This window comes from Stutzerimonas sp., from assembly GCF_982611455.1.
Map to the genome: position 1 here is coordinate 123783 of NZ_CEXBBO010000002.1, position 19350 is coordinate 143132.

At 60.5% G+C, this 19350-nt stretch carries 17 protein-coding genes; 6 read left to right on the forward strand and 11 right to left on the reverse strand.

The window, feature by feature from the left end; genetic code table 11:
- Window positions 1-205 precede the first annotated feature (205 nt).
- Window positions 206-3046 (forward strand): putative bifunctional diguanylate cyclase/phosphodiesterase, encoded by a 2841-nt coding sequence (locus AC2LD7_RS01845; protein ID WP_484596154.1) that lies wholly within the window; start codon window positions 206-208, stop codon window positions 3044-3046.
- Window positions 3047-3163: 117 nt separating this feature from the next.
- Here AC2LD7_RS01845 and AC2LD7_RS01850 read toward each other — a convergent pair whose 3' ends face one another.
- The 7 genes from AC2LD7_RS01850 to zwf form a co-directional block, all read right to left on the reverse strand.
- The gene (locus AC2LD7_RS01850; protein ID WP_484596155.1) at window positions 3164-4594 is read right to left on the reverse strand and encodes an aspartate kinase; all 1431 of its coding nucleotides are present in this window, start codon (window positions 4592-4594) and stop codon (window positions 3164-3166) included.
- Window positions 4595-4844: 250 nt separating this feature from the next.
- Window positions 4845-5753 (reverse strand): ectoine hydroxylase, encoded by a 909-nt coding sequence (gene thpD, locus AC2LD7_RS01855; protein ID WP_484596249.1) that lies wholly within the window; start codon window positions 5751-5753, stop codon window positions 4845-4847.
- Window positions 5754-6008: 255 nt separating this feature from the next.
- Window positions 6009-6407, reverse strand: coding sequence for an ectoine synthase (locus tag AC2LD7_RS01860; RefSeq protein ID WP_484596156.1), 399 nt, complete (start codon window positions 6405-6407; stop codon window positions 6009-6011).
- Between the two features lie 11 nt (window positions 6408-6418).
- Window positions 6419-7693, reverse strand: a complete 1275-nt coding sequence (gene ectB / locus AC2LD7_RS01865; protein WP_484596157.1) for a diaminobutyrate--2-oxoglutarate transaminase — start codon at window positions 7691-7693, stop codon at window positions 6419-6421.
- Window positions 7690-8223 (reverse strand): diaminobutyrate acetyltransferase, encoded by a 534-nt coding sequence (ectA, locus tag AC2LD7_RS01870; RefSeq protein ID WP_484596158.1) that lies wholly within the window; start codon window positions 8221-8223, stop codon window positions 7690-7692. Before ectA ends, ectB begins: the two co-directional genes overlap by 4 nt.
- A 363-nt stretch (window positions 8224-8586) precedes the next feature.
- Complete coding sequence (locus AC2LD7_RS01875) at window positions 8587-8799, reverse strand: hypothetical protein (RefSeq protein ID WP_484596159.1); 213 nt, start codon at window positions 8797-8799, stop codon at window positions 8587-8589.
- 69 nt (window positions 8800-8868) lie between these two features.
- A complete protein-coding gene (zwf, locus tag AC2LD7_RS01880; RefSeq protein ID WP_484596160.1) occupies window positions 8869-10311 on the reverse strand; it encodes a glucose-6-phosphate dehydrogenase in 1443 nt (480 codons plus the stop codon).
- A 161-nt stretch (window positions 10312-10472) separates the two neighbouring features.
- On the opposite strand from zwf, the gene hexR reads away from it, so the two are divergent.
- Together hexR and AC2LD7_RS01890 are read left to right on the forward strand one after the other, a co-directional pair.
- Window positions 10473-11339, forward strand: coding sequence for a transcriptional regulator HexR (hexR, locus tag AC2LD7_RS01885; protein WP_484596161.1), 867 nt, complete (start codon window positions 10473-10475; stop codon window positions 11337-11339).
- Window positions 11340-11456: 117 nt separating this feature from the next.
- Window positions 11457-11651, forward strand: coding sequence for a PA3496 family putative envelope integrity protein (locus tag AC2LD7_RS01890; RefSeq protein ID WP_484596162.1), 195 nt, complete (start codon window positions 11457-11459; stop codon window positions 11649-11651).
- Between the two features lie 147 nt (window positions 11652-11798).
- Here AC2LD7_RS01890 and AC2LD7_RS01895 read toward each other — a convergent pair whose 3' ends face one another.
- Window positions 11799-12746 (reverse strand): LysR family transcriptional regulator, encoded by a 948-nt coding sequence (locus AC2LD7_RS01895; protein WP_484596163.1) that lies wholly within the window; start codon window positions 12744-12746, stop codon window positions 11799-11801.
- Window positions 12747-12921: 175 nt separating this feature from the next.
- Here AC2LD7_RS01895 and AC2LD7_RS01900 point away from each other — a divergent pair, with 175 nt between their 5' ends.
- The 3 genes from AC2LD7_RS01900 to AC2LD7_RS01910 all read left to right on the forward strand — a co-directional run bounded on the left by AC2LD7_RS01900 (window position 12922) and on the right by AC2LD7_RS01910 (window position 17168).
- Window positions 12922-14337: an acetyl-CoA carboxylase biotin carboxylase subunit gene (locus AC2LD7_RS01900; protein WP_484596164.1), complete on the forward strand. Its 1416-nt coding sequence runs from the start codon at window positions 12922-12924 to the stop codon at window positions 14335-14337.
- Window positions 14338-14425: 88 nt separating this feature from the next.
- Window positions 14426-16237 (forward strand): sodium-extruding oxaloacetate decarboxylase subunit alpha, encoded by a 1812-nt coding sequence (oadA, locus tag AC2LD7_RS01905; RefSeq protein WP_484596165.1) that lies wholly within the window; start codon window positions 14426-14428, stop codon window positions 16235-16237.
- A 235-nt stretch (window positions 16238-16472) separates the two neighbouring features.
- Entirely contained in the window at window positions 16473-17168 is a 696-nt protein-coding gene (locus tag AC2LD7_RS01910) for a carbonic anhydrase (RefSeq protein WP_484596166.1), read from the forward strand.
- Between the two features lie 22 nt (window positions 17169-17190).
- On the opposite strand, the gene AC2LD7_RS01915 is transcribed toward AC2LD7_RS01910, so the two are convergent.
- The 3 genes from AC2LD7_RS01915 to AC2LD7_RS01925 all read right to left on the reverse strand — a co-directional run bounded on the left by AC2LD7_RS01915 (window position 17191) and on the right by AC2LD7_RS01925 (window position 19222).
- Entirely contained in the window at window positions 17191-17979 is a 789-nt protein-coding gene (locus AC2LD7_RS01915; protein WP_484596167.1) for a substrate-binding periplasmic protein, read from the reverse strand.
- A gap of 254 nt (window positions 17980-18233) precedes the next feature.
- Window positions 18234-18686 (reverse strand): thioesterase domain-containing protein, encoded by a 453-nt coding sequence (locus AC2LD7_RS01920; protein ID WP_484596168.1) that lies wholly within the window; start codon window positions 18684-18686, stop codon window positions 18234-18236.
- Between the two features lie 131 nt (window positions 18687-18817).
- The gene (locus tag AC2LD7_RS01925) at window positions 18818-19222 is read right to left on the reverse strand and encodes a YkgJ family cysteine cluster protein (RefSeq protein ID WP_484596169.1); all 405 of its coding nucleotides are present in this window, start codon (window positions 19220-19222) and stop codon (window positions 18818-18820) included.
- Window positions 19223-19350: the final 128 nt, after the last annotated feature.

Here is a 19350-nt window from a genome sequence, read left to right on the forward strand (position 1 = left end):
CGGGTTGCCGGTGGATTTGTGCATATTGGACGGATGCGCAGCGGGCCGACGGATATGGCGTGGTGCTTTGTAACGCGGTTGCGCGGCCGTTCTCGTTCGTTGGTCGGAACGGGCTGTTACCAGTCGCCGGCACCGTGCCATCATTGCTCAGTGGCTGCAGCGCCAGAAAAGCCCTTCCAGACACCCCTCTAACAAGAACTCATTAATGATCAATTTCGCCCAAGCAACTCAATCGGCGCCATTGGCCAAGGAGGACCAAGCCGCTTACGACCTCGCTGAGATCGATCAACGGACCGAACGCACACGGCTGCTCTATCAGGGCTCGCGCGTCTCGCTGTTGTTGATGATTCTCGCCAGCCTGGTGTTCGTGGTGCTCCTGTGGAACAAGGCGCCGTTGCTGGAATTGGTGCTGTGGTCGGGTTGGACGCTGCTGTTGGCGCTGTTGCGGCTGCAGCAGTCGAGTGCATTCGACAAGGCCGGTGCGGAAGATCAACAGCGTCCGCATTGGCTCCGCGCGTTTCTGCTGGGCAATGCCATCACGGCGATCACACTCGGCTATGCGATCGTCGCGCTGGTGCCCAGCGATGATTTCGTCCAACAAACCCTGCTTTTCGGCGCAACCGGCTCAGTGATCGTCGCTGGCAGCGTGACCAGCGGTGTCTCGTTTCGCGCCTTCTTCGCGTTTGCCTTACCCAGCCTGCTACCGGCCGCGTTTGTGCAATTGGGCAGTGATCAGGCGCAGCAACAGGGCTGGGGCGTGCTGACGGTGATCGTCCTGCTGACGCTAAGCATGATCGCCTGGCAGACCAACCGCCTGCTGACCGCCAGCCTGCAGCAGGGCTTTCACAACCTGCAACTCATTGATCGCCTGAAAAACATGCGCAGCGAGGCGGCCGAGCTGAACGGCGAGCTTGCGCGTGAAGTCGAGCAGCGACGGTTTGCCGAAGCCCAGCTGCGCGAAGCTTTCGACGGGCTCGAAAAGCGAGTGGCCGAGCGCACCGCGGAGCTGCGCGAAAGCGAGACGCGGCTGATGCTGGCGCTCGAAGCCAGCGAGCTGGGCCTATGGGACTGGGACCTCGAGCATGACGAGGTTCACCACTCACGCATGGAGGTGGTTTTCGGTATCGGTCGCAAGGACCGGCTGCGCCCGATCGAACAGCAGCGGTCCGAAGTCCATCCGGACGACCTGCGGCGGGTTCGCAAAGACGTCATTGCTCACCTCAAGGGCGAGACTGACCTTTATACGGTTCGTTATCGAGCGATACAGACCGACGGCCGCTGCGTCTGGATCGAGGATCGCGGGCGTGTCATCCAGCGCGGCGCTAATGGCCGCGCGCTGCGGATGATCGGCACTCGCCGCGATGTCAGTGAGACTCATAGACAGGCCGAGCAGCAGCGCCTTGCGGCTACGGTATTCGATGCGGCGGGCGAGGGTATGGCGATCCTGGACGCCGACTTTCACCTGCTGGCGGTCAACGACGCCTGTTGTGCCTTGTCCGGTTACACCCGAGAGGAGCTCATCGGGCACAGCGTGGCGCGGTTGGCCAGTTCCGAGGACAGCCGCCAGCTGTACGCGTCGATTCGCGACGGTTTGCTCCGCGACGGGAGCTGGCAGGGCGAGCTGGTCGAAACCCGCAAGAACGGCGAGGTCTATCCGCAATGGGCGCAGCTGCGTGTAGTCCGTGATACCCAGGGCAACGTCAGCCACGTCGTGGCGTTCGTCTCCGACCTCAGCGTTCGGCGTCAGGTGGAGGAGCGCCTGCGCTACCTGACGCATTTCGACGAGCTCACCGGTCTGGCCAATCGCAGCCTGCTCAAGACGCGCCTGCATAGCGCCTGCGAACGGGCGCGCAACAGCAGTCGCGGACTGGCGGTCCTCTACATCGACCTCGACCGCTTCAAGGTGTTGAACCAGAGCTTGGGGCACGAGGCGGCCGACCAGTTGCTGCGCGAGATTTCCCGGCGTCTGTCGCATACGTTTTCCGACGCCGATACTATCGCGCGGCTGTCCGGCGATGAGTTCGTGGTGGTGCTCGAAGGCTACGGCAGCTTGTCTACGCTGGCACATAGCGGCAGCCGTCTGCTGTCGCGGATCAGCAAACCGGTGCAGATCGGTGATCAGGAATTGGTGGTCAGTGCTTCCATCGGTGTGAGCCTGATGCCCGACAATGCCCGCGAAGCCACGTCGCTCCTGCTACAGGCGAACATGGCGATGCAGCACGCCAAGCACCTGGGCGGCAATACCTTACAGTTCTTCACCGAGCGCTTGCAGGCCTCCAGCCTGGAAGACCTCAAGTTGGAAAATCAGCTGCGCCGGGCGCTCGAGGAGGGGCAGCTGGAGGTGTTCTACCAGCCTCGGTTGAACATGGCGGAAAATCGCCTGGATGCCGCTGAGGCATTGGTGCGCTGGCGCCACCCGCAGCAGGGTTTGCTGGCGCCGGGTCACTTCATTCCGCTGGCCGAAGAGACTGGGCTGATCATCCCGCTAGGTGAATTCGTTCTGCGTCAGGCTTGCTGGCAGGCGCGTCAGTGGCAATTGGACGGGCTGGCGGCGATCCGGGTATCGGTGAATCTGTCAGCGAAGCAGTTGCGCCAGGGTAACTTCGTCAGCCTGGTGCGTCAGGTGCTGGAAGAGACCGGATTGCCGGCGGACATGCTCGAGCTGGAATTGACCGAGAGCCAGCTGCTCGACGATATCGACAATGCAATCAGCATCAGCCAGCAGTTGCGCGCGCTGGGCGTGAAATTGGCGATCGATGACTTCGGTACCGGTTATTCATCGCTCAGCTATCTAAAGCGTTTCCCGGTGGATTTCGTCAAAATCGACCGCTCGTTCATTTCCGAGTTGGATCAGGTCGGTGAAGACTCGGCCATCGTCCGGGCCATCATCGCCATGGTCCATAGCCTGGAGCTGAAGGTGGTGGCCGAAGGCGTCGAGACCCAGGCGCAGATGGATTTCCTCAAGGCACATCTGTGCGATGAGATCCAGGGCTACCTGATCAGCCAGCCGGTGCCGGCCGAACGGTTTGTCGAGCTGCTGCGCTAGGGAAGGGTGCGCCGTCAACCGAGGGTGCCGTCCAGCTCACGCCGGGCAGATGGCAAAACGCCGGACCTAGCACAAGCCGGTTCCGGCGGTTCGGGTGCTGCGGTGGCGCGTAGAGGATTATGCCGCGGCGATTACATCGCCATGGTTTTCCGGCTCGATCAGTGCGCGATGCAGGGCAGCCACTGCCGCATCGTAGTCTTCCTCGTTGACCACGCACTGCATCTCCACCTGACGGATCGACTGATGCACGGCCTGGATGCTGATGCCGGCGCCGGCCAGTGCCGCGACGGTCTTGGCGAGGATGCCCTTGACCTTGAGATCGGAACCGATCGCCGAGACGATGGCGACGTTGTGCACCGTGACTTCCGCCGCCGGATACTTTTCCTCGATCAGCCGCGCGGCACGGTTGATCAGCTTGCGCGAGCCCGAGGCGTAGTAGGTGATGCTATTGGCGTCGGAGTCCTTGTTGACGACATAGAGGCGTAGCTGCTTGAGCAGCTTGCTGATCTCGATGTCGTAGCCGACGTCGCCGAGCATGTCCTGGTCGAACACCTCGATGCCGAAGACGTCCTTACGCCCGGCGATGATCTCGACACAGGGCCGCTCGCTCTTGTAGTCCTGGCTGATGAGCGTGCCGGCGTGGTTGGGCTCGAAGGCATTCTTGATGCGCAGCTCGATCCCGGCGCGACGCAGCGTCTTGGCCGCACGCGGGTGGATCGCTTCCATGCCCAGATTCGACAGCTGGTCGGCGACGTCATAGTTGGTGCGGCCGATGGTCACCACCTTGTCCGCACCGACCAGGTTCGGGTCGGCGCTGGAGAGGTGGAATTCCTTGTGGATGATTGCCTCGCGGGCGCCGGTGGCGGCGGCGATCTGGGCAAAGGTGATTTCGCTGTAGCCCCGGTCGAAGGTATTCATCAGGCCTTCGCTGCAGTGCGTATAGCCGGTGGCGACGACCAGCTCGCGGCTCAGGTCCACCTCGGCGAAGCTGTGGCGGACCATTTCCTCGAAGGGCAGCGGTGCATCGCGGTGCCAGCCGGTGAGGTCGACCATCTTGGCGTTGACGCCGCGGTGCTTGAGCGCCAACACCGAATTGAAGGCGCTGTGCGCTTCGCCCAGAGAGGCGAGCATTTCGCGAACCTTCATCAGATGCTCGTCGAGCTGGAAGTGGCCATAGGCACAGAGGCGCTGCAGGCTGCTCATGCATTCGCGGGCATCGTCGATGCGCGAATTGATGAACTGGTTGGCGGCGCGCAGCTCGAAGTCGCTGGCGAACAGCTCGGCATTCCTGCTGACCATGCGCTCGCGGACGGTTTCCAGCGCTTCCAGCCAGGCACCCTCGTTGCGGGCGTCGGCGAAGCGCTGATAGACGCCCGGTTCGCCGGTCTTTTTGTGCTCCAGCAGCAGATTGGTCATGCCGCTGTAGGCCGAGACCACGAAGACACGCTGATAAAGCGCGTCGCCTTCGCGTTGGCCAAGGAAAATGTTGTTCAGCAATTCTTCGAAGCGGCTCATGGATGTGCCGCCGATCTTTTCTACGGTATGCATCGATTCAACTTCCCGTCTTGGGGGTGAATTTTCATCCCTGGGCCGCCATCTGGCCGCCAACAAAGATCAGGCCCAATGTCGGGCCTGATGAGATCCAGCCGTTAAAAACTACCTGCGTTGCCTAGCCGGCCGCGCCAATACTGCGTTAGGAATCGCTTCGAAATGCTCATTTACAGCTCGTAAACTCCGCTTTCTCAGCGATTCCTGCCTTGTCTTGGCTGCCTCGCTGACGTTTTTAACCGCCTGAATGTCAGAGATACTTCTGTTTCTGGATGTGCAACGGCTCGAAGCGCTCGCGTTCGGCGACAAACGCCGGGCGGGGCGAAAGCCCACAGAACGGCGCCTGCGCGGCATTATCTACATGGTTGTAGACATAGAACAGATTGCTGCGCGCGCTGGGTGTGATGTTGCTGTTTGAACCGTGAATGGTGTTGCAGTCGAAGAACACCACACTGCCGGCTGGGCCGGTGGCCGTGTCGATTCCGTAACGGTTGGCCAGCTCGGTGAGGCTGTTGTGATCCGGAACACCCAACACCTGCTTGCGCAGGGATTTTTCGTAGTGATTCTCTGGCGTCGCACCCAAGCAGCGGATGTAGTGCTGGTGCGAGCCGGGGACCAGCATCAGTGGACCGTTGTGCGGCTCGTTGTCGGTGAGCAGGATCGAGCAGCTCAGGGTGCGCATGCGCGGCAGGCCGTCTTCGACGTGCCAGGTCTCGAAATCCGAGTGCCAGTAGAACTCTTTGCCGGTAAAGCCGGGCTTGAAGTTCATCCGCGACTGATGCACATAGATGTCGCCGCCAAGAATGAAGCGGGCGATGCCTGCGGTCCTTTCGTCCGCAGCGATGCGGGCGAAGAGCTCGTTGTCCTTGTGGATGGCGAACACCGAGCGGATCGCGCCGCTATCGGGTTCTTTGATGGTCTTGCCGGACTCGGCGACGGCCGGATCCTGGCGCATGCGGTCGAGTTCTTCGCGAAATTTCGCAACTTCCTCGGCGCTGAAGAGATTGGGGATGACCAGATAACCGTCGCGCTCGAACCGTTCGATCAGTTCCGGTGCGATCGGGGCGTTGGTCAGGTCACTGTTGTAGACAACCGGATCCAGACGCTCCTGCCAGCTGGGTTCGTCGTGCTGGCGCGAAGGGTACAGGTCGGCTTGCACGGGGTTCACTTCGCATTCTCCTTTTGGTTGTTCTGACAATGTTCTCTGCGCTTCTGGCTAACCCGTGACGACGATTCGCCGCAAGGGCGCCCCCACCAAAGCGGTGCGGTGCGGGCTTTTGACTTGTGGGAGGGCCGACCTCGGCGCGAAGCTTTGGCTCTGTTGGCAGGCTATCGCCTGCATTCGCCGCGGGGGCGCGCCTCCCACAGATCGGTGTACATCTGCTGCGTTTGTGGAGGGGGCCCTCACTCGGATTCAAGCGACCGTTTCGGCCTCAAGCGGATACACACCGCTTTCGTCATGTACTTCTTTGCCGTTGAGCGGTGGATTGAAGACACAGGCCATCTTCATGTCCTCGCTGCCGCCGCGCAGCAGGTGCTCGTCGTGCTTGTCGAGGATGTACAGCGTGCCGGGCTCGATCTTGTAGATCTTGCCGTCGGCAACAGTCTCGACCTCGCCGTTGCCGCTGATGCAATACACCGACTCCAGATGGTTCTGGTAGTGAATGTGCGTTTCGGTGTTGGCAAAGATGGTGGTGATGTGGAACGAGAAGCCCATCTTGTCGTCCTTGAGCAGCAGGCGGGTGCTGTCCCAGGTCTCGGTGGTGATCTTGCGGTTGGACTGCTCGCAGTCAGCCAGGGTACGTACGATCATTTTTCAATTCCTCAAGAAGCTTGGTTGGCGGCCTGTTCGGACATCACGGCGGCAAAGGCTTTGTCCAGAATGCCCATGGCCTTGTCGATCTGCTCGTCGCTGATGATCAGCGGGCAGAGGCACTTGACCACTTCGCTGTGGGCACCGCTGGTTTCGATCACCAGGCCGTTTTCGAAGGCATGGCGGCAGACCGCGGCGGCGGTGTCGCCATCCGGGCAGCTGATGCCGATCATCATTCCGCGCCCTTTTACGAACAGCGAATCCGGGCCGTAGCGGCGAACGATCTTGTTCATGCCATCGGCGATGCGCTTGCCTTTGGCTCTTACGCTGTTGGCGAACTCGTCGTTGCTCCAGAAGTGCTCGATGGCGGCGGCAGCGGTGACGAAGGCGTGGTTGTTGCCGCGGAAGGTGCCGTTGTGCTCGCCGGGTTGCCATTGGTCCAGCTCCTTGCGCAGCAGCACCATGGCGAATGGCAGACCGAAGCCCGACAGCGATTTGGACAGCGTGATCATGTCCGGCTTGATGCCCATTTCTTCGAAGCTGAAGAAGCTGCCGGTGCGGCCACAACCGGCCTGGATATCGTCGACGATCAGCAGCATCTCATGCTTGCGGCAGAGTTTTTCCAGCTTGCGAACCCACTCGGCGGACGCGGCGTTCAGGCCGCCTTCGCCCTGGACCACTTCGACGATGACAGCGGCGGGCTTGTCGATGCCGCTGGACGGGTCGGTCAGCAGCTTGTCCATCATGCCGATGGTGTTGACCTTGTCGCCGAAGTAGTTGGCGTAGGGCATGCGGCTGACGTCGGTCAGCGGGACGCCGGCGGCACCGCGGTGATGCTTGTTACCAGTCGCCGCCAGGGCGCCGATGCTGCAGCCGTGGAAGCCATTGGTGAAGCTGATGATGTTGTTGCGGCCCGTCACCTTGCGCGCCAGCTTCAGCGCGGCTTCCACCGCGTTGGTGCCGGTCGGACCGGTGAACTGCATGACGTAGTCCATGTTGCGCGGCTTGAGAATCAGCCGGGCGAAGGTCGACAGGAAGTTCTCCTTGGCATCGGAATACATGTCCAGGCCATGGGTGATGCCGTCGTCACCGATGTAATCGAGCAGCGCCTGCTTGAGCACCGGGTGGTTGTGGCCGTAGTTGAGCGTGCCGGCACCGGCGAGGAAGTCGATGTAATGCTTGCCTTCGCGGGTGATCAGCTCGGCACCGCGGGCTTGTTTGAATACAACGGGGAAGGAGCGGCAGTAGCTGCGAACGCCAGATTCGTGCAGTTCAAAAGTTTTCATGCGTTTTCCTCAAGTTCTTCTTCTGGATTCGGAGCGTCGAACGGGCCGGCTCGGTAGAGCACTTCGTCTTCATGCTTGCCGGCGAAATGTTCGGCGCGGGAGAAGAGCGTGCGGGTGCTGTAGTCGACCTTGAGCTGGGCAAAGGCCTTCTTGAACAACGCCTGCGATGCGCCGTTATCGGGCGAGATGGTCGTTTCGAGGAAACAGACGCCTTGTTCTCTGGCGACCCGGGTGATCAGAGCCATCAGCATGCGCAGGGCCAAACCCTGGCCGCGCATCGAAGCGTCTACCGCGACCTGCCAAACGAACAAGGCGTCTGGACGTGAAGGCGGGCGGTAACCGGAAATGAAACCTACCAGTTGGCCGTCTGCGTTGACGGCAGCGATGGAGGTATCGGCGAAGTCGGAACACTGCAGAAGGTTGCAGTACACCGAATTGGTATCCAGTGGCTGGCAGCGCGCTACCAGTTCATGGAGGGAAGAACCGTCGCCGTCGGTTGGGCGACGGAGCGTTACGGTAGGAACACTCAAAACAAATCCTTTGGGGTTGTTGATTGAAATCCTTTTCTAGAATAAACACATCGAAAGTTAATTCTCAACCCGCATTCCCGGATTAAGGTGGTGGATTCGCCGCTGATATCGCCGAAGTTGGCCGTTTATCCAGCAAGTTGAACTGCCCGTTGGCTCGCCGATATCGCCTGGATATCTGGCCATATATTGGCGATGAGCTCGGCTGGTAAATAGTGTGATATTCAGGCGGCGCGGTTCGCCATATCGGCGTGTCGTTAGCGTTTGTATCTGATCCGGCATAAGCCCAGCAGAATCAAGGGCTGTGGCGCGATTCAGAGATGCCGGCGGCAGTGTAAAAAGGCAGGGCGTCAGCGTGGTGATGAACTAACGATACATGGCCGTACATTGACGGCGAATGGCGCCGCTGCAGTAGGCCGATTTCACGGCAATATCTAGGATTTGTTTTGGGTGATAGGGTTCGTACAGATTGGCGACTTCATCGCACTTGGTGAATTTTTTGTGGCGAGTTGTATTTGGCGTTCCAGAGAAGTTTTGCTGGTAGTTGCCTGGCGACTGCTGCATTAGTTTCATTGGCATGCAGCGAGTCGTTCTGTCCCGCATTATCGAAGTGCCTCGGCAATTGTGCAGAAGCGCTGTTCGGCAAGCTCAGCGCCACCACTGGCGGGCCTGGCGCTCGATCAGTTGGTGCGCCTGATCGGGGCCGTCTGTGCCGGCAGGGTACGGGCGTGGCTTGCGGTAATGGTTATGCCAGCCGCGCAGGATCGGATCGACCCAGTTCCAGGCGGCTTCCACTTCGTCGCGGCGCATGAACAGCGTCGAATCGCCTTCGATCACGTCCAACAGCAGACGTTCGTAAGCCTCCCAGCGACGTGTGCGGCTGAACGCGTGGGCCAGGTTCAGGTCCAGCTCCACCGGCTCCAGTTGCATGCCCTTGCCGGGTGCCTTGGCCATCAATTGCAGGCTGATGCTCTCTTCCGGCTGCAAGCTGATCACCAGGCGGTTGACCTCGCCCTTGGTGAACAGCATGTGCGGTACTGGCTTGAAGGTGATGATGATTTCCGAGCGTTTCTTCGCCATGCGCTTGCCGGTGCGCAGATAGAAGGGCACGCCGGCCCAGCGCCAATTGTCGATTTCCGCCTTCACCGCCACGAAGGTTTCGGTGTCGCTGTCGTTGTCGACGCTGTTCTCGAAGTAATAGGCCTGCACGTCATGGCCACCAATTTGCCCGGCACCGTATTGGCCGCGCACGGTCTTTTCCTGCACATCGTTGCCGGTGATTGGCTTGAGCGCCTCGAGCACCTTGACCTTCTCGCCGCGCACCGATTTGGCATCAAAGCGCACCGGTGCCTCCATCGCCACCAGACAGAGCAATTGCAGCAGGTGATTCTGCAGCATGTCGCGCATGGCGCCGGCGTGGTCGTAGTAGCTGCCGCGGTTTTCCACGCCGAGGGTTTCGGCCACGGTGATTTGCACATGATCGATGTGGCCACTGCGCCAGATCGGCTCGAACAGCGCATTGGCGAAGCGCAGGGCCATGAGGTTCTGCACGGTTTCCTTGCCCAGATAATGATCGATCCGGTAGATCCGCGACTCAGGAAACATCTGGCCGATCGCGGCGTTGATCGCCAGTGCCGAATCGAGCGAGTGACCGATGGGCTTCTCCAGCACGATGCGTGCGTTCTCCCCGGCAAGCCCAGCACTTTCGAGGTTGGAGGCGATAGGTTCGAAGAGATCGGGAGCGGTCGCCAGATAATGCACTCGCACTCGTCCCTCAGCCTGGCCGAGGTGATGCGCGAGCCGGACGAATTCTCCGCGCTGGGAGGCATCCATGGCGAAATAATCGAGACGCTGGCTGAACGCCTGCCAGACGGTAGCCTCGAAGTCGGTGCGCGCGACTTCGGCACGGCAGTGGCGCTCGGCCAACGCCAGATACGCGTTGCGATCGATGCCCCGGCGGGCGAGCGCGAGGATGCGTACATCATCGTGCAGTCGGCCTTCGCGATGCAGGTGATATAGCGCAGGGATGAGTTTATGTAGCGCCAGATCGCCGGTACCGCCAAATACCAGCATGTCGCAGGAAATGGACACAGCGTCACTCCTAGAAGGTGAACAGACCGGATAGGTGAGCGATACTGCGAGGCTTGTAGTATAACTACAAGCCCACTACCCCCAGCCCGGCAGGACTGATACGAGCGCAGCGCTGCGCTCGACCGATGGTTGCCGGGTACTGATCATAGCGAGTCCGGAACGTGAACCTGCTGCAACACATCGCTCAATCGAGAAGTTCGCTACGCAAGTCGGAGCTGAAGGTGGCCGACCATGTGCTCCTCGATCCAGCCGCCGTGATGCACAGCTCCATGGCGGACCTGGCTCACGCGGTTGGCGTCAGCGAGCCGACCATCGTGCGTTTCTGCCGAGCCATCGGCTGCCTGGGGTTTCAGGACCTCAAACTGAAACTGGCGCAGAGTCTCGCCGCTGGGGCCAGCTTCGGCCAGTTCGCCATCAGCGAAAATGATTCGATCACCGATTTCGCGCTGAAAATCTTCGACACTACCCTGCATACCTTGATGGAAGTGCGCGAGCGGCTGGACTCCGATGCTCTGGAGCGCGCCGTCGCCGCCATGGCCAAGGCCGAGCGGGTAGAGTTCTACGGCTTCGGTGCATCCGGTGCGGTGGCGACCGATGCCCAGCACAAATTCTTCCGCCTGCTGCTCAGCGCGGCGGCCTATTCCGATCCACATATGCAGGCGATGTCGGCGGTCACGCTGAAACCTACCGATGTGGCGATCTGCATTTCCCAGTCGGGCCGCTCGAAAGACCTGCTGATCACCGCCAATGTGGTGCGCGAATCCGGCGCTACGCTGATCACGCTGTGCCCGAGCCAGACACCGCTGGCGGAGTTGGCGACCATCAACCTGGCCATCGATGTCCAGGAAGACACCGAAATCTATACGCCACTGACTTCGCGTATCGCCCATCTGGTGGTGATCGACGTGCTGGCGATGGGCGTCGCCATGGCGCGCGGGCCGAGCCTGGTAAACCACCTCAAGAGCGTCAAGCGCAGCCTGCGCAGCTTGCGCCTGTCGCCCAAGTCGGTGAAGCCTCACGAAGAGTGAGCGCCTTCGCCGCGATGACGCCACATTGATCGTCATCGCAGCGTCATCAGCCTGACGTCATAGCGTCACCCATATCTTCGATGCTGACCCTCCCAGTACTTCTCTCGGGAGAACAGCATGTCTCAGCGCCGTGAAGCCTACGTCAACCTCGATGCCCGTGCGCGCCGCAAGCAGCAGGACGAGCGCCGTATGTACTTTCGCCGCGCCATCGAGAGTTACGACGAGCAGCGTCAATTGCACGCGCAACTGATGGAATTTCCTGATCTGATGGTGGCCAGCCCTCAGCTGCCGATCTCGGCTGAGTATCGCTAGCTGCCACGACGGTGTCGGCTGAGCGGGCGGCGATAGACTGAGCATGGTTGACCACCTCGGCACTGTCTTGAGTATCGCCTTGCTGGCCTTTCAGCGTGACAAGGCACTCGTCAACCGATCAATGCCGTCGGGCCGGACAGCGTTTGGTTAGCGCTGGCCGGCCCCGCTGAATTGCCGCTCCAGCGCGTTGATACGCTGGCGCTGGGTACGGGCAAACGCGAAGAATGTCTGGGCCACCGGCGAAAGGTATTTACCGCGTGGATGCACCAGGCACCAGCTACGCATCAATGGCAGTTCTTCGACCGGTAACTCGCACAGCGCACCGCTTTCCAACTCGCGAAGCACGGCATGGCGTGGCAGCAGGGCGAGCCCCAAGCCGGCAAGGACGCCTTCACGCTGTGCTTCCAGCGAGCCCAGCTCCATGGTCTGCGGGAAATGCGCCCGTTTCTGATCGCAGTGCTGTTCCGTGGCGCGCCGGGTACCGGAGCCGGGTTCCCGTATTAACAGCGGCCAGGCGGTCAGGTCCTGCAAGCTGATCTGCTTCCTCTGGCAGAGCGGATGCTCCGGCAATGCGACGGCTACGATGGGGTTGTCGAGAAACGGCAGGAACTCCAAGTCCAGCTCCGGCGGCACCTGAGAAACAATCAGCAGGTCATCGCGGTTGGCATTCAGCCGCTGTATGGCCTGGGCATGATTGACCACGACCAGTTCCAGGCTCACTTCCGGATGCTGCTCCCGAAACGAGGCAAACAGGTGCGGAACGAAATACTTCGCGCTTGATTCGACCGCCAGCTTCAATTGACCTTGCAGCGAGCCCTGCAAGGTGGACAGCTGCATATCCAGGCTTTCCAGTCGGCCGAAAATGTCTTCGCTGGTGCGCTTGAGCGCTTCGGCCGCTTCGGTGAGGTAGAGTTTTTTGCCGGTGTATTCGAACAACGGCTGGCCAAGCAGCTCTTCCAACTGACGAATCTGCAGGCTGACCGCTGGCTGGGTCAGTGCCATTTCTTCGGCGGCACGGCTGTATGAATGGTTATCGCAAACCGCCCGAAATACACGGAGCTGGCGCAAGGTCATGCGCATCAAGGACTTTCTCATGATGACTCCGGCCGGGGCGTCGGCGCTGCTATAAGTAATACTTTATGTCTAACCAAACTATTATTCATTTTCAGTAATTGCTGTTCAAGGGGTAGGGTAAAACGCATCGCCTGAAGAGGCGGTATCACATGGTCCGAGCTGGACCGCTCTGCTCACTGATCCGAGGGATGACAGCGTGATCAAGAAGCTGCTGATCGCCAACCGCGGTGAAATCGCCGTCCGTATCGTGCGGGCCTGCGCCGAGATGGGCGTTCGCTCGGTGGCGGTATTCGCCGAGCCCGACCGCCACGCGCTTCACGTCAAGCGTGCCGACGAGGCCTATTTCATCGGCGAAGACCCGCTGGCCGGCTACCTGAACCCACGCAAGCTGGTGAACTTGGCAGTCGAAACCGGTTGCGATGCGCTGCATCCCGGTTATGGCTTTCTTTCCGAAAACGCCGAGCTGGCGGAAATCTGCGCCGAGCGTGGTATCCGCTTTGTCGGTCCCAGTGCCGAAGTCATTCGCCGCATGGGCGACAAGACCGAAGCACGGCGCAGCATGATCAAAGCAGGTGTGCCGGTCACGCCCGGCACCGAAGGTAACGTCGCCGACGCCGAAGAGGCGTTGACCGAGGCCGAGCGCATCGGCTACCCAGTCATGCTCAAGGCGACTTCCGGTGGCGGCGGCCGCGGCATTCGTCGCTGCAACTCGCGCGAGGAGCTGGCCCAGGCTTATCCGCGAGTTATTTCCGAGGCGACCAAGGCGTTCGGTTCGGCCGATGTCTTCCTCGAAAAATGCATCGTCGAGCCTAAGCATATCGAGGCGCAGATATTGGCCGATTCCTTCGGCAATACCGTGCATCTATTCGAGCGCGACTGCTCGATCCAGCGCCGTAACCAGAAGCTCATCGAGATCGCCCCCAGTCCGCAGCTGACCCCCGAACAGCGCGCCTATATCGGCGATCTGGCGGTGCGCGCGGCCAAGGCGGTGGGTTACGAGAATGCCGGTACCGTGGAGTTCCTGCTCGCCGATGGTGAGGTGTACTTCATGGAAATGAATACCCGGGTGCAGGTGGAGCACACCATCACCGAGGAAATCACGGGCATCGATATTGTCCGCGAGCAGATCCGCATCGCCTCTGGGCTGCCACTCTCGTTCAAGCAGGAAGATATCCAGTACCGCGGCTTCGCCCTGCAGTTCCGCATCAACGCCGAAGATCCGCGCAATAATTTCCTGCCCTGTTTCGGCAAGATCACCCGCTACTACGCCCCCGGCGGCCCGGGTGTGCGCACCGACACGGCGATCTATACCGGTTACACCATTCCGCCGTATTACGACTCGATGTGCCTGAAGCTGATCGTCTGGGCGTTGACATGGGAAGAGGCGTTGGCCCGAGGTTCCCGCGCACTGGACGATATGCGCGTTCAGGGCGTGAAAACCACCGCCTTTTACTATCAGAAGATTCTCGAAGATCCAGATTTTCGCAGCGGGCAATTCAACACCAGCTTCGTCGACAATCATCCGGAATTGATGACCTACTCGATCAAGCGCAAGCCGAGCGAACTGGCTCTGGCCATCGCCGCCGCCATCGCGGCTCACGCAGGTTTATGAGGCGGCAGGCTTCAGGCCACAGGCGGCAGGCTGACCGAGCTCGCCTGCAGCCTGCAGCTTGCAGCATGCAGCTCTGAGGAGAAAGAACATGAATCAGAAGAAAATTACCGTAACGGACACCATCCTGCGTGATGCCCACCAGTCTTTGATTGCCACCCGCATGCGCACTGAGGACATGCTGCCGATCTGCGGCAAGCTCGACCGCGTCGGCTACTGGTCGCTGGAAGTCTGGGGCGGGGCGACTTTCGACGCCTGCGTGCGCTTCCTCAAGGAAGATCCCTGGGAGCGTCTGCGCCAGCTCAAGGCGGCGCTGCCCAACACCCGCCTGCAAATGCTGCTGCGCGGACAGAACCTGCTGGGTTACCGCCACTACGCCGACGACGTGGTCGAGGCGTTCTGTGCCAAGGCGGCGGACAACGGCATCGACGTGTTCCGCATCTTCGATGCGATGAACGATGTACGGAATCTGGAAACCGCCATCCGCGCGGTGAAGAAAACCGGCAAGCACGCCCAGGGCACCATCGCGTACACCACCAGTCCGGTGCATACAGTCGAGCTGTTCGTTGAGCAGGGCCGGGTGATGCGCGACATGGGCGTCGATTCGATCGCGATCAAAGACATGGCTGGCCTGCTGACGCCTTTCGCCACTGGCGACCTGGTTCGTGCGCTGAAGGCCGAGATCGACCTGCCGGTATTTATCCATTCCCACGACACCGCTGGTGTGGCCAGCATGTGCCAGCTCAAGGCCATCGAGAGCGGTGCCGATCACATCGACACGGCGATTTCCTCCATGGCGTGGGGCACCAGTCATCCGGGCACCGAGTCGATGGTCGCTGCCCTGCGTGGCACGCCTTACGACACCGGCCTCGACCTGGAACTGATTCAGGAAATCGGCCTGTACTTCTACGCGGTGCGCAAGAAGTACCACCAGTTCGAAAGCGAGTTCACCGGCGTCGATACCCGCGTTCAGGTCAATCAAGTGCCCGGCGGGATGATTTCCAACCTGGCCAACCAGCTCAAGGAGCAAGGCGCGCTCAACCGCATGGATGAAGTGCTGGCTGAGATTCCACGCGTGCGCAAGGATCTGGGCTATCCGCCACTGGTAACTCCGACTTCGCAAATCGTCGGCACTCAGGCGTTTTTCAACGTGCTGGCTGGCGAGCGTTACAAAACCATCACTAATGAAGTGAAGCTTTACCTCCAAGGCCGCTATGGCAAGGCGCCGGGCACCATCGACGCCAAGCTGCAGCGTCAGGCCATCGGCGGTGAAGAAATCATCGACGTCCGCCCGGCCGACCTGATCAAGCCGGAATTGGAAAAACTGCGTGCGGAAATTGGTGCGCTGGCGAAATCCGAAGAGGATGTGCTGACCTACGCCATGTTTCCCGATATCGGCCGTAAATTCCTGGAGGAGCGTGACGCCGGTTCGCTGGTACCCGAGGTATTGTTGCCGATTCCGGACGGCAGCACGGCTACCGTCTCCGATGGTCAGGGCGTGCCGACCGAATTCGTGATCGATGTACACGGCGAGACCTACCGCGTCGACATTACAGGCGTCGGCGTCAAGGGCGAGGGCAAACGGCACTTCTTCCTTTCCATTGATGGCATGCCGGAAGAGGTGGTGTTCGAGCCGCTGAACAGCTTCGTCGGCGAGGGCGGCGGCAAGCGCAAACAGGCCAGCGCACCGGGCGATGTCAGCACCAGCATGCCAGGCAACGTGGTCGATGTGCTGGTCAAGGCGGGCGACGTGGTCAAGGCCGGACAGCCGGTGCTGATCAGCGAGGCAATGAAAATGGAAACCGAAATCCAGGCGCCGATCGCCGGCACGGTAAAAGCGGTGCACGTCGCCAAAGGCGATCGGGTGACCCCAGGCGACCTGCTGATCGAGATCGAAGCCTGATCGATACCCCCTCGGGAGTCGCAAGGCTCCCTTTTTGTGTTCGGCCTTTATGCCGGGAATGCCAGACCCGGCTCTGCTTGGATAAAAGAGGTGGTCAGGTCTGTACTCTGCAAAACGGCTGACGCTGCAGATAACAGGCGCGACGCGCACGCTGCGCCGAAGCGACTGATGCCAGTCCAGTACCGAAACGGTGCTGTGCAACGTCGAATCATCCCACCACAGAGAGATGTCGAACATGAGTCTCGAAGACAATACGAACGAAACGGCGCAGGAGGCGCTCGATCATCTGGTCGCGGGCGTCATGCGGTTCCGCGAGGACGTTTATCCAGAGCAGCGCGAGCTGTTCAGCAAGCTTGCTCACGAGCAGAAGCCGCGGGCGATGTTCATTACCTGTGCGGACTCGCGAATCCTGCCGGAGCTCATCACTCAGAGCTCGCCGGGCGATCTGTTCGTCACGCGCAACGTCGGCAACATTGTTCCGCCCTACGGCGTGATGAATGGCGGCGTATCGACGGCAATCGAGTTCGCCGTGATGGCGCTCGGGGTCCATCACATCATCGTCTGCGGCCATTCCGATTGCGGCGCGATGAAAGCGGTGCTGAACCCGGCCAGCCTCGAAGGGATGCCGACGGTCAAGGGCTGGCTGCGCCATGCCGAGGTGGCGCGCACGGTCGTGGAGCAAAATTGTGGCTGCGTCGATCACAACACCCTTGGCGTCCTCACCGAGGAAAACGTACTGGCTCAGCTCGATCACCTGCGCACCCATCCATCAGTGGCGGCGCGGCTGGCCAGCGGTCAGCTGTTTATCCATGGCTGGGTGTACAACATCGGCACCAGCGAGATTCGCGCCTACGATGCGGCATGTGGCGAGTTCCGTCTGATAGGCGATGGCCCGTTGCCGATGGCCACGCCGAAGTCGCGCTACGTTTGACGCTGATCACGATCGGGTGTCGTTACGGCACCTTGCGATCGCGAATCAGATAGCACAGGTCGGGGGTTTTGCTGCACCCGGCGTAGCCCTCGCCAATCACTTCATTCAGCGCACTTTGCAGGCGCGTCACCGCTTCGTCGGGTGTGTCCTTGTTCAGCGCCAGATAAAGATCGGCCGGGTGGTAGCTCAGCACCGGCTTTAATCCCTCGGCGCCTTGCTGTTCGGCGTGATAACGCCAAGTCGGATCGGCTGTCGCCCACAGATCGATGCGGCCAGCGAGCAATTTGCGCAGATTCTCTTCCTCGCTCAGGCTATCGACCGGCTGCAGCCCCTGGCTTATCAGGTACTGGCTCACTCCGCTGCTCTTCTGTGCACCGATCTCGTAGCCCTTGGCTTGTTTCAAATCGGCCAGCGAGATGTTTTTGCCTGGTGCGGCCAGCAGAACGCTTTCATAACGAGCGAGTGGTCCCACCCATTTGAACTGCGCCTGGTTTTGCGGCGTGCGCGCGACTGAGAATAGCCCGTGGCCCGAGCTATCGAGCGTCTGGCTGTAAATGCGGTCCCAGGGCGAGCGCAGCGTCAGGCTGTAATCGATTCCGGCACGTTTGAAAATTTCTCGTACGGTGTCGGTGCCGATGCCCTGAACTTCGTCGCCGCGGGCGAAATTCTTGTGGTTCGGCCCCATGTTGAACGGAGGGAAGTTATCGGTTTGCAGGATGATTTTGTAGTTGTTCGGCAGCTCGGCATGGGCAACGCCGACGCTGGTAAGCAGAACACTGAGCAATAGGAAGACTTTACGGGGCAGGCCCATGGAATCGGCTCCTTGACGCTATTTTTATTGTTGGCCGATGGAGCGTAGTCCTGTGGGGCTTGTGTTGCTAGCAGTCGAACAGCGTGACGTGCGCCGATACACGTTTACGCCGAACAGCAGTGTTCGGCTTGGATCGGAAAAGACGGGTGCCGGCTCGGTCAGGGGCTTGGGTCGACGACATGCACGACAAGCGGACCGCTGTGTGCCGGTATGTAGCGCACCCAATGTGTGCTGGCGGATCGGCGCGTGGGCGGCTACTTGTGCAGGACGAACTGGCCGGTGAAACGCACGGCGTCGCGGCCATCGGCGGCAAGAATGCGGCTGTGCAGCATGAGGCGCGAACGGCCACGACGGCGGTAGATGGCTTCGAAGCGATCCCAGGCTTCGTCGGTCGGCGCTGAGCAAATGGCCGTGGCGTCGTCCATCACCGGCAACGGGTAATCGATCTGGCCTTCGTGAATCACGATATGACCATCCTCGATCTCCGCTTCGCGTAAGCGCAGGTGCAGCCAACCCCAGCCAGCCAGCACCGATGCGCAATAGAGGCTGCCGCCGAACATGCTGCTTTTGTGATTGATGTTCGCTTGCAGCGGGACCTTCAAGCGCAACTCGTGGTTTTCCCACTGCTCGACTCGCAGGCCCATCGCCCGGGTCAGAGGGATGTCATGGTGCAGGATGGCTTCCAAGTAACGGCTATCGCGGCTCATGCCGGGCGGATTCCTAAACGTTTGCGGATACAGGCAGACGTCAAGCATGACTGCTGAGTCACGATATTGCCAGTTTCCGAAACGCTTTTCGCCGCTTCCCGAACGCCAATCCGACAGTCGTGAACTGTGCTTCAGCGAACGCCGGTTTTCTGCTGGTAGGCGCAGTAACCGGGCCGCGGGCCGATCCTGGGGTGATTGCGGCAGGTATCCGGACGCTTGGCGTAGACCGTGCACAAACGCGTCTGTCGATCGAGATACAAGCAGTCGCCGTTGGCCATGCGGGTCAGCGTGAAAATGCCGTGCTTCTGATTGAAGTGCTCGATGATGCCCGCCTTGCTCAAACGCTTGGCGACGTTCTTGGCCGGCTCTTCACGTTCGAACGCATCGACCACCTCCAGGCGAATGAGGTCATCAATACGCACTTCCACCGGCAGGGTGCAGCAGGTCGCCTGGCAATCGGCGCACAAGCCATTGCTGTAGCGAGCCCAGGTCTCCAGGCGGTCGGGGTCTGCGGAGGCGATCAGTCGAGTCTTCACAGCGGCGGTATCGGTAATGGCGGCGCGCGATCATAACGACTCGGTGCGGAATTTCCAGCGAATCCGACGAGTCGAACGCCGGACAGACGGTCGCGCAGATTCAATTGAAACCTGCAAACCTGTCGGTA

Coding starts and splice junctions, on each gene's coding strand:
- AC2LD7_RS01845 (WP_484596154.1), top strand. CDS start 206: ATGATCAATTTCGCCCAAGCAACTCAATCGGCGCCATTGGCCAAGGAG.
- AC2LD7_RS01850 (WP_484596155.1), bottom strand. CDS start 4,594: ATGCATACCGTAGAAAAGATCGGCGGCACATCCATGAGCCGCTTCGAA.
- AC2LD7_RS01860 (WP_484596156.1), bottom strand. CDS start 6,407: ATGATCGTACGTACCCTGGCTGACTGCGAGCAGTCCAACCGCAAGATC.
- ectB (WP_484596157.1), bottom strand. CDS start 7,693: ATGAAAACTTTTGAACTGCACGAATCTGGCGTTCGCAGCTACTGCCGC.
- AC2LD7_RS01875 (WP_484596159.1), bottom strand. CDS start 8,799: ATGCCAATGAAACTAATGCAGCAGTCGCCAGGCAACTACCAGCAAAAC.
- AC2LD7_RS01890 (WP_484596162.1), top strand. CDS start 11,457: ATGTCTCAGCGCCGTGAAGCCTACGTCAACCTCGATGCCCGTGCGCGC.
- AC2LD7_RS01895 (WP_484596163.1), bottom strand. CDS start 12,746: ATGAGAAAGTCCTTGATGCGCATGACCTTGCGCCAGCTCCGTGTATTT.
- oadA (WP_484596165.1), top strand. CDS start 14,426: ATGAATCAGAAGAAAATTACCGTAACGGACACCATCCTGCGTGATGCC.
- AC2LD7_RS01910 (WP_484596166.1), top strand. CDS start 16,473: ATGAGTCTCGAAGACAATACGAACGAAACGGCGCAGGAGGCGCTCGAT.
- AC2LD7_RS01915 (WP_484596167.1), bottom strand. CDS start 17,979: ATGGGCCTGCCCCGTAAAGTCTTCCTATTGCTCAGTGTTCTGCTTACC.
- AC2LD7_RS01920 (WP_484596168.1), bottom strand. CDS start 18,686: ATGAGCCGCGATAGCCGTTACTTGGAAGCCATCCTGCACCATGACATC.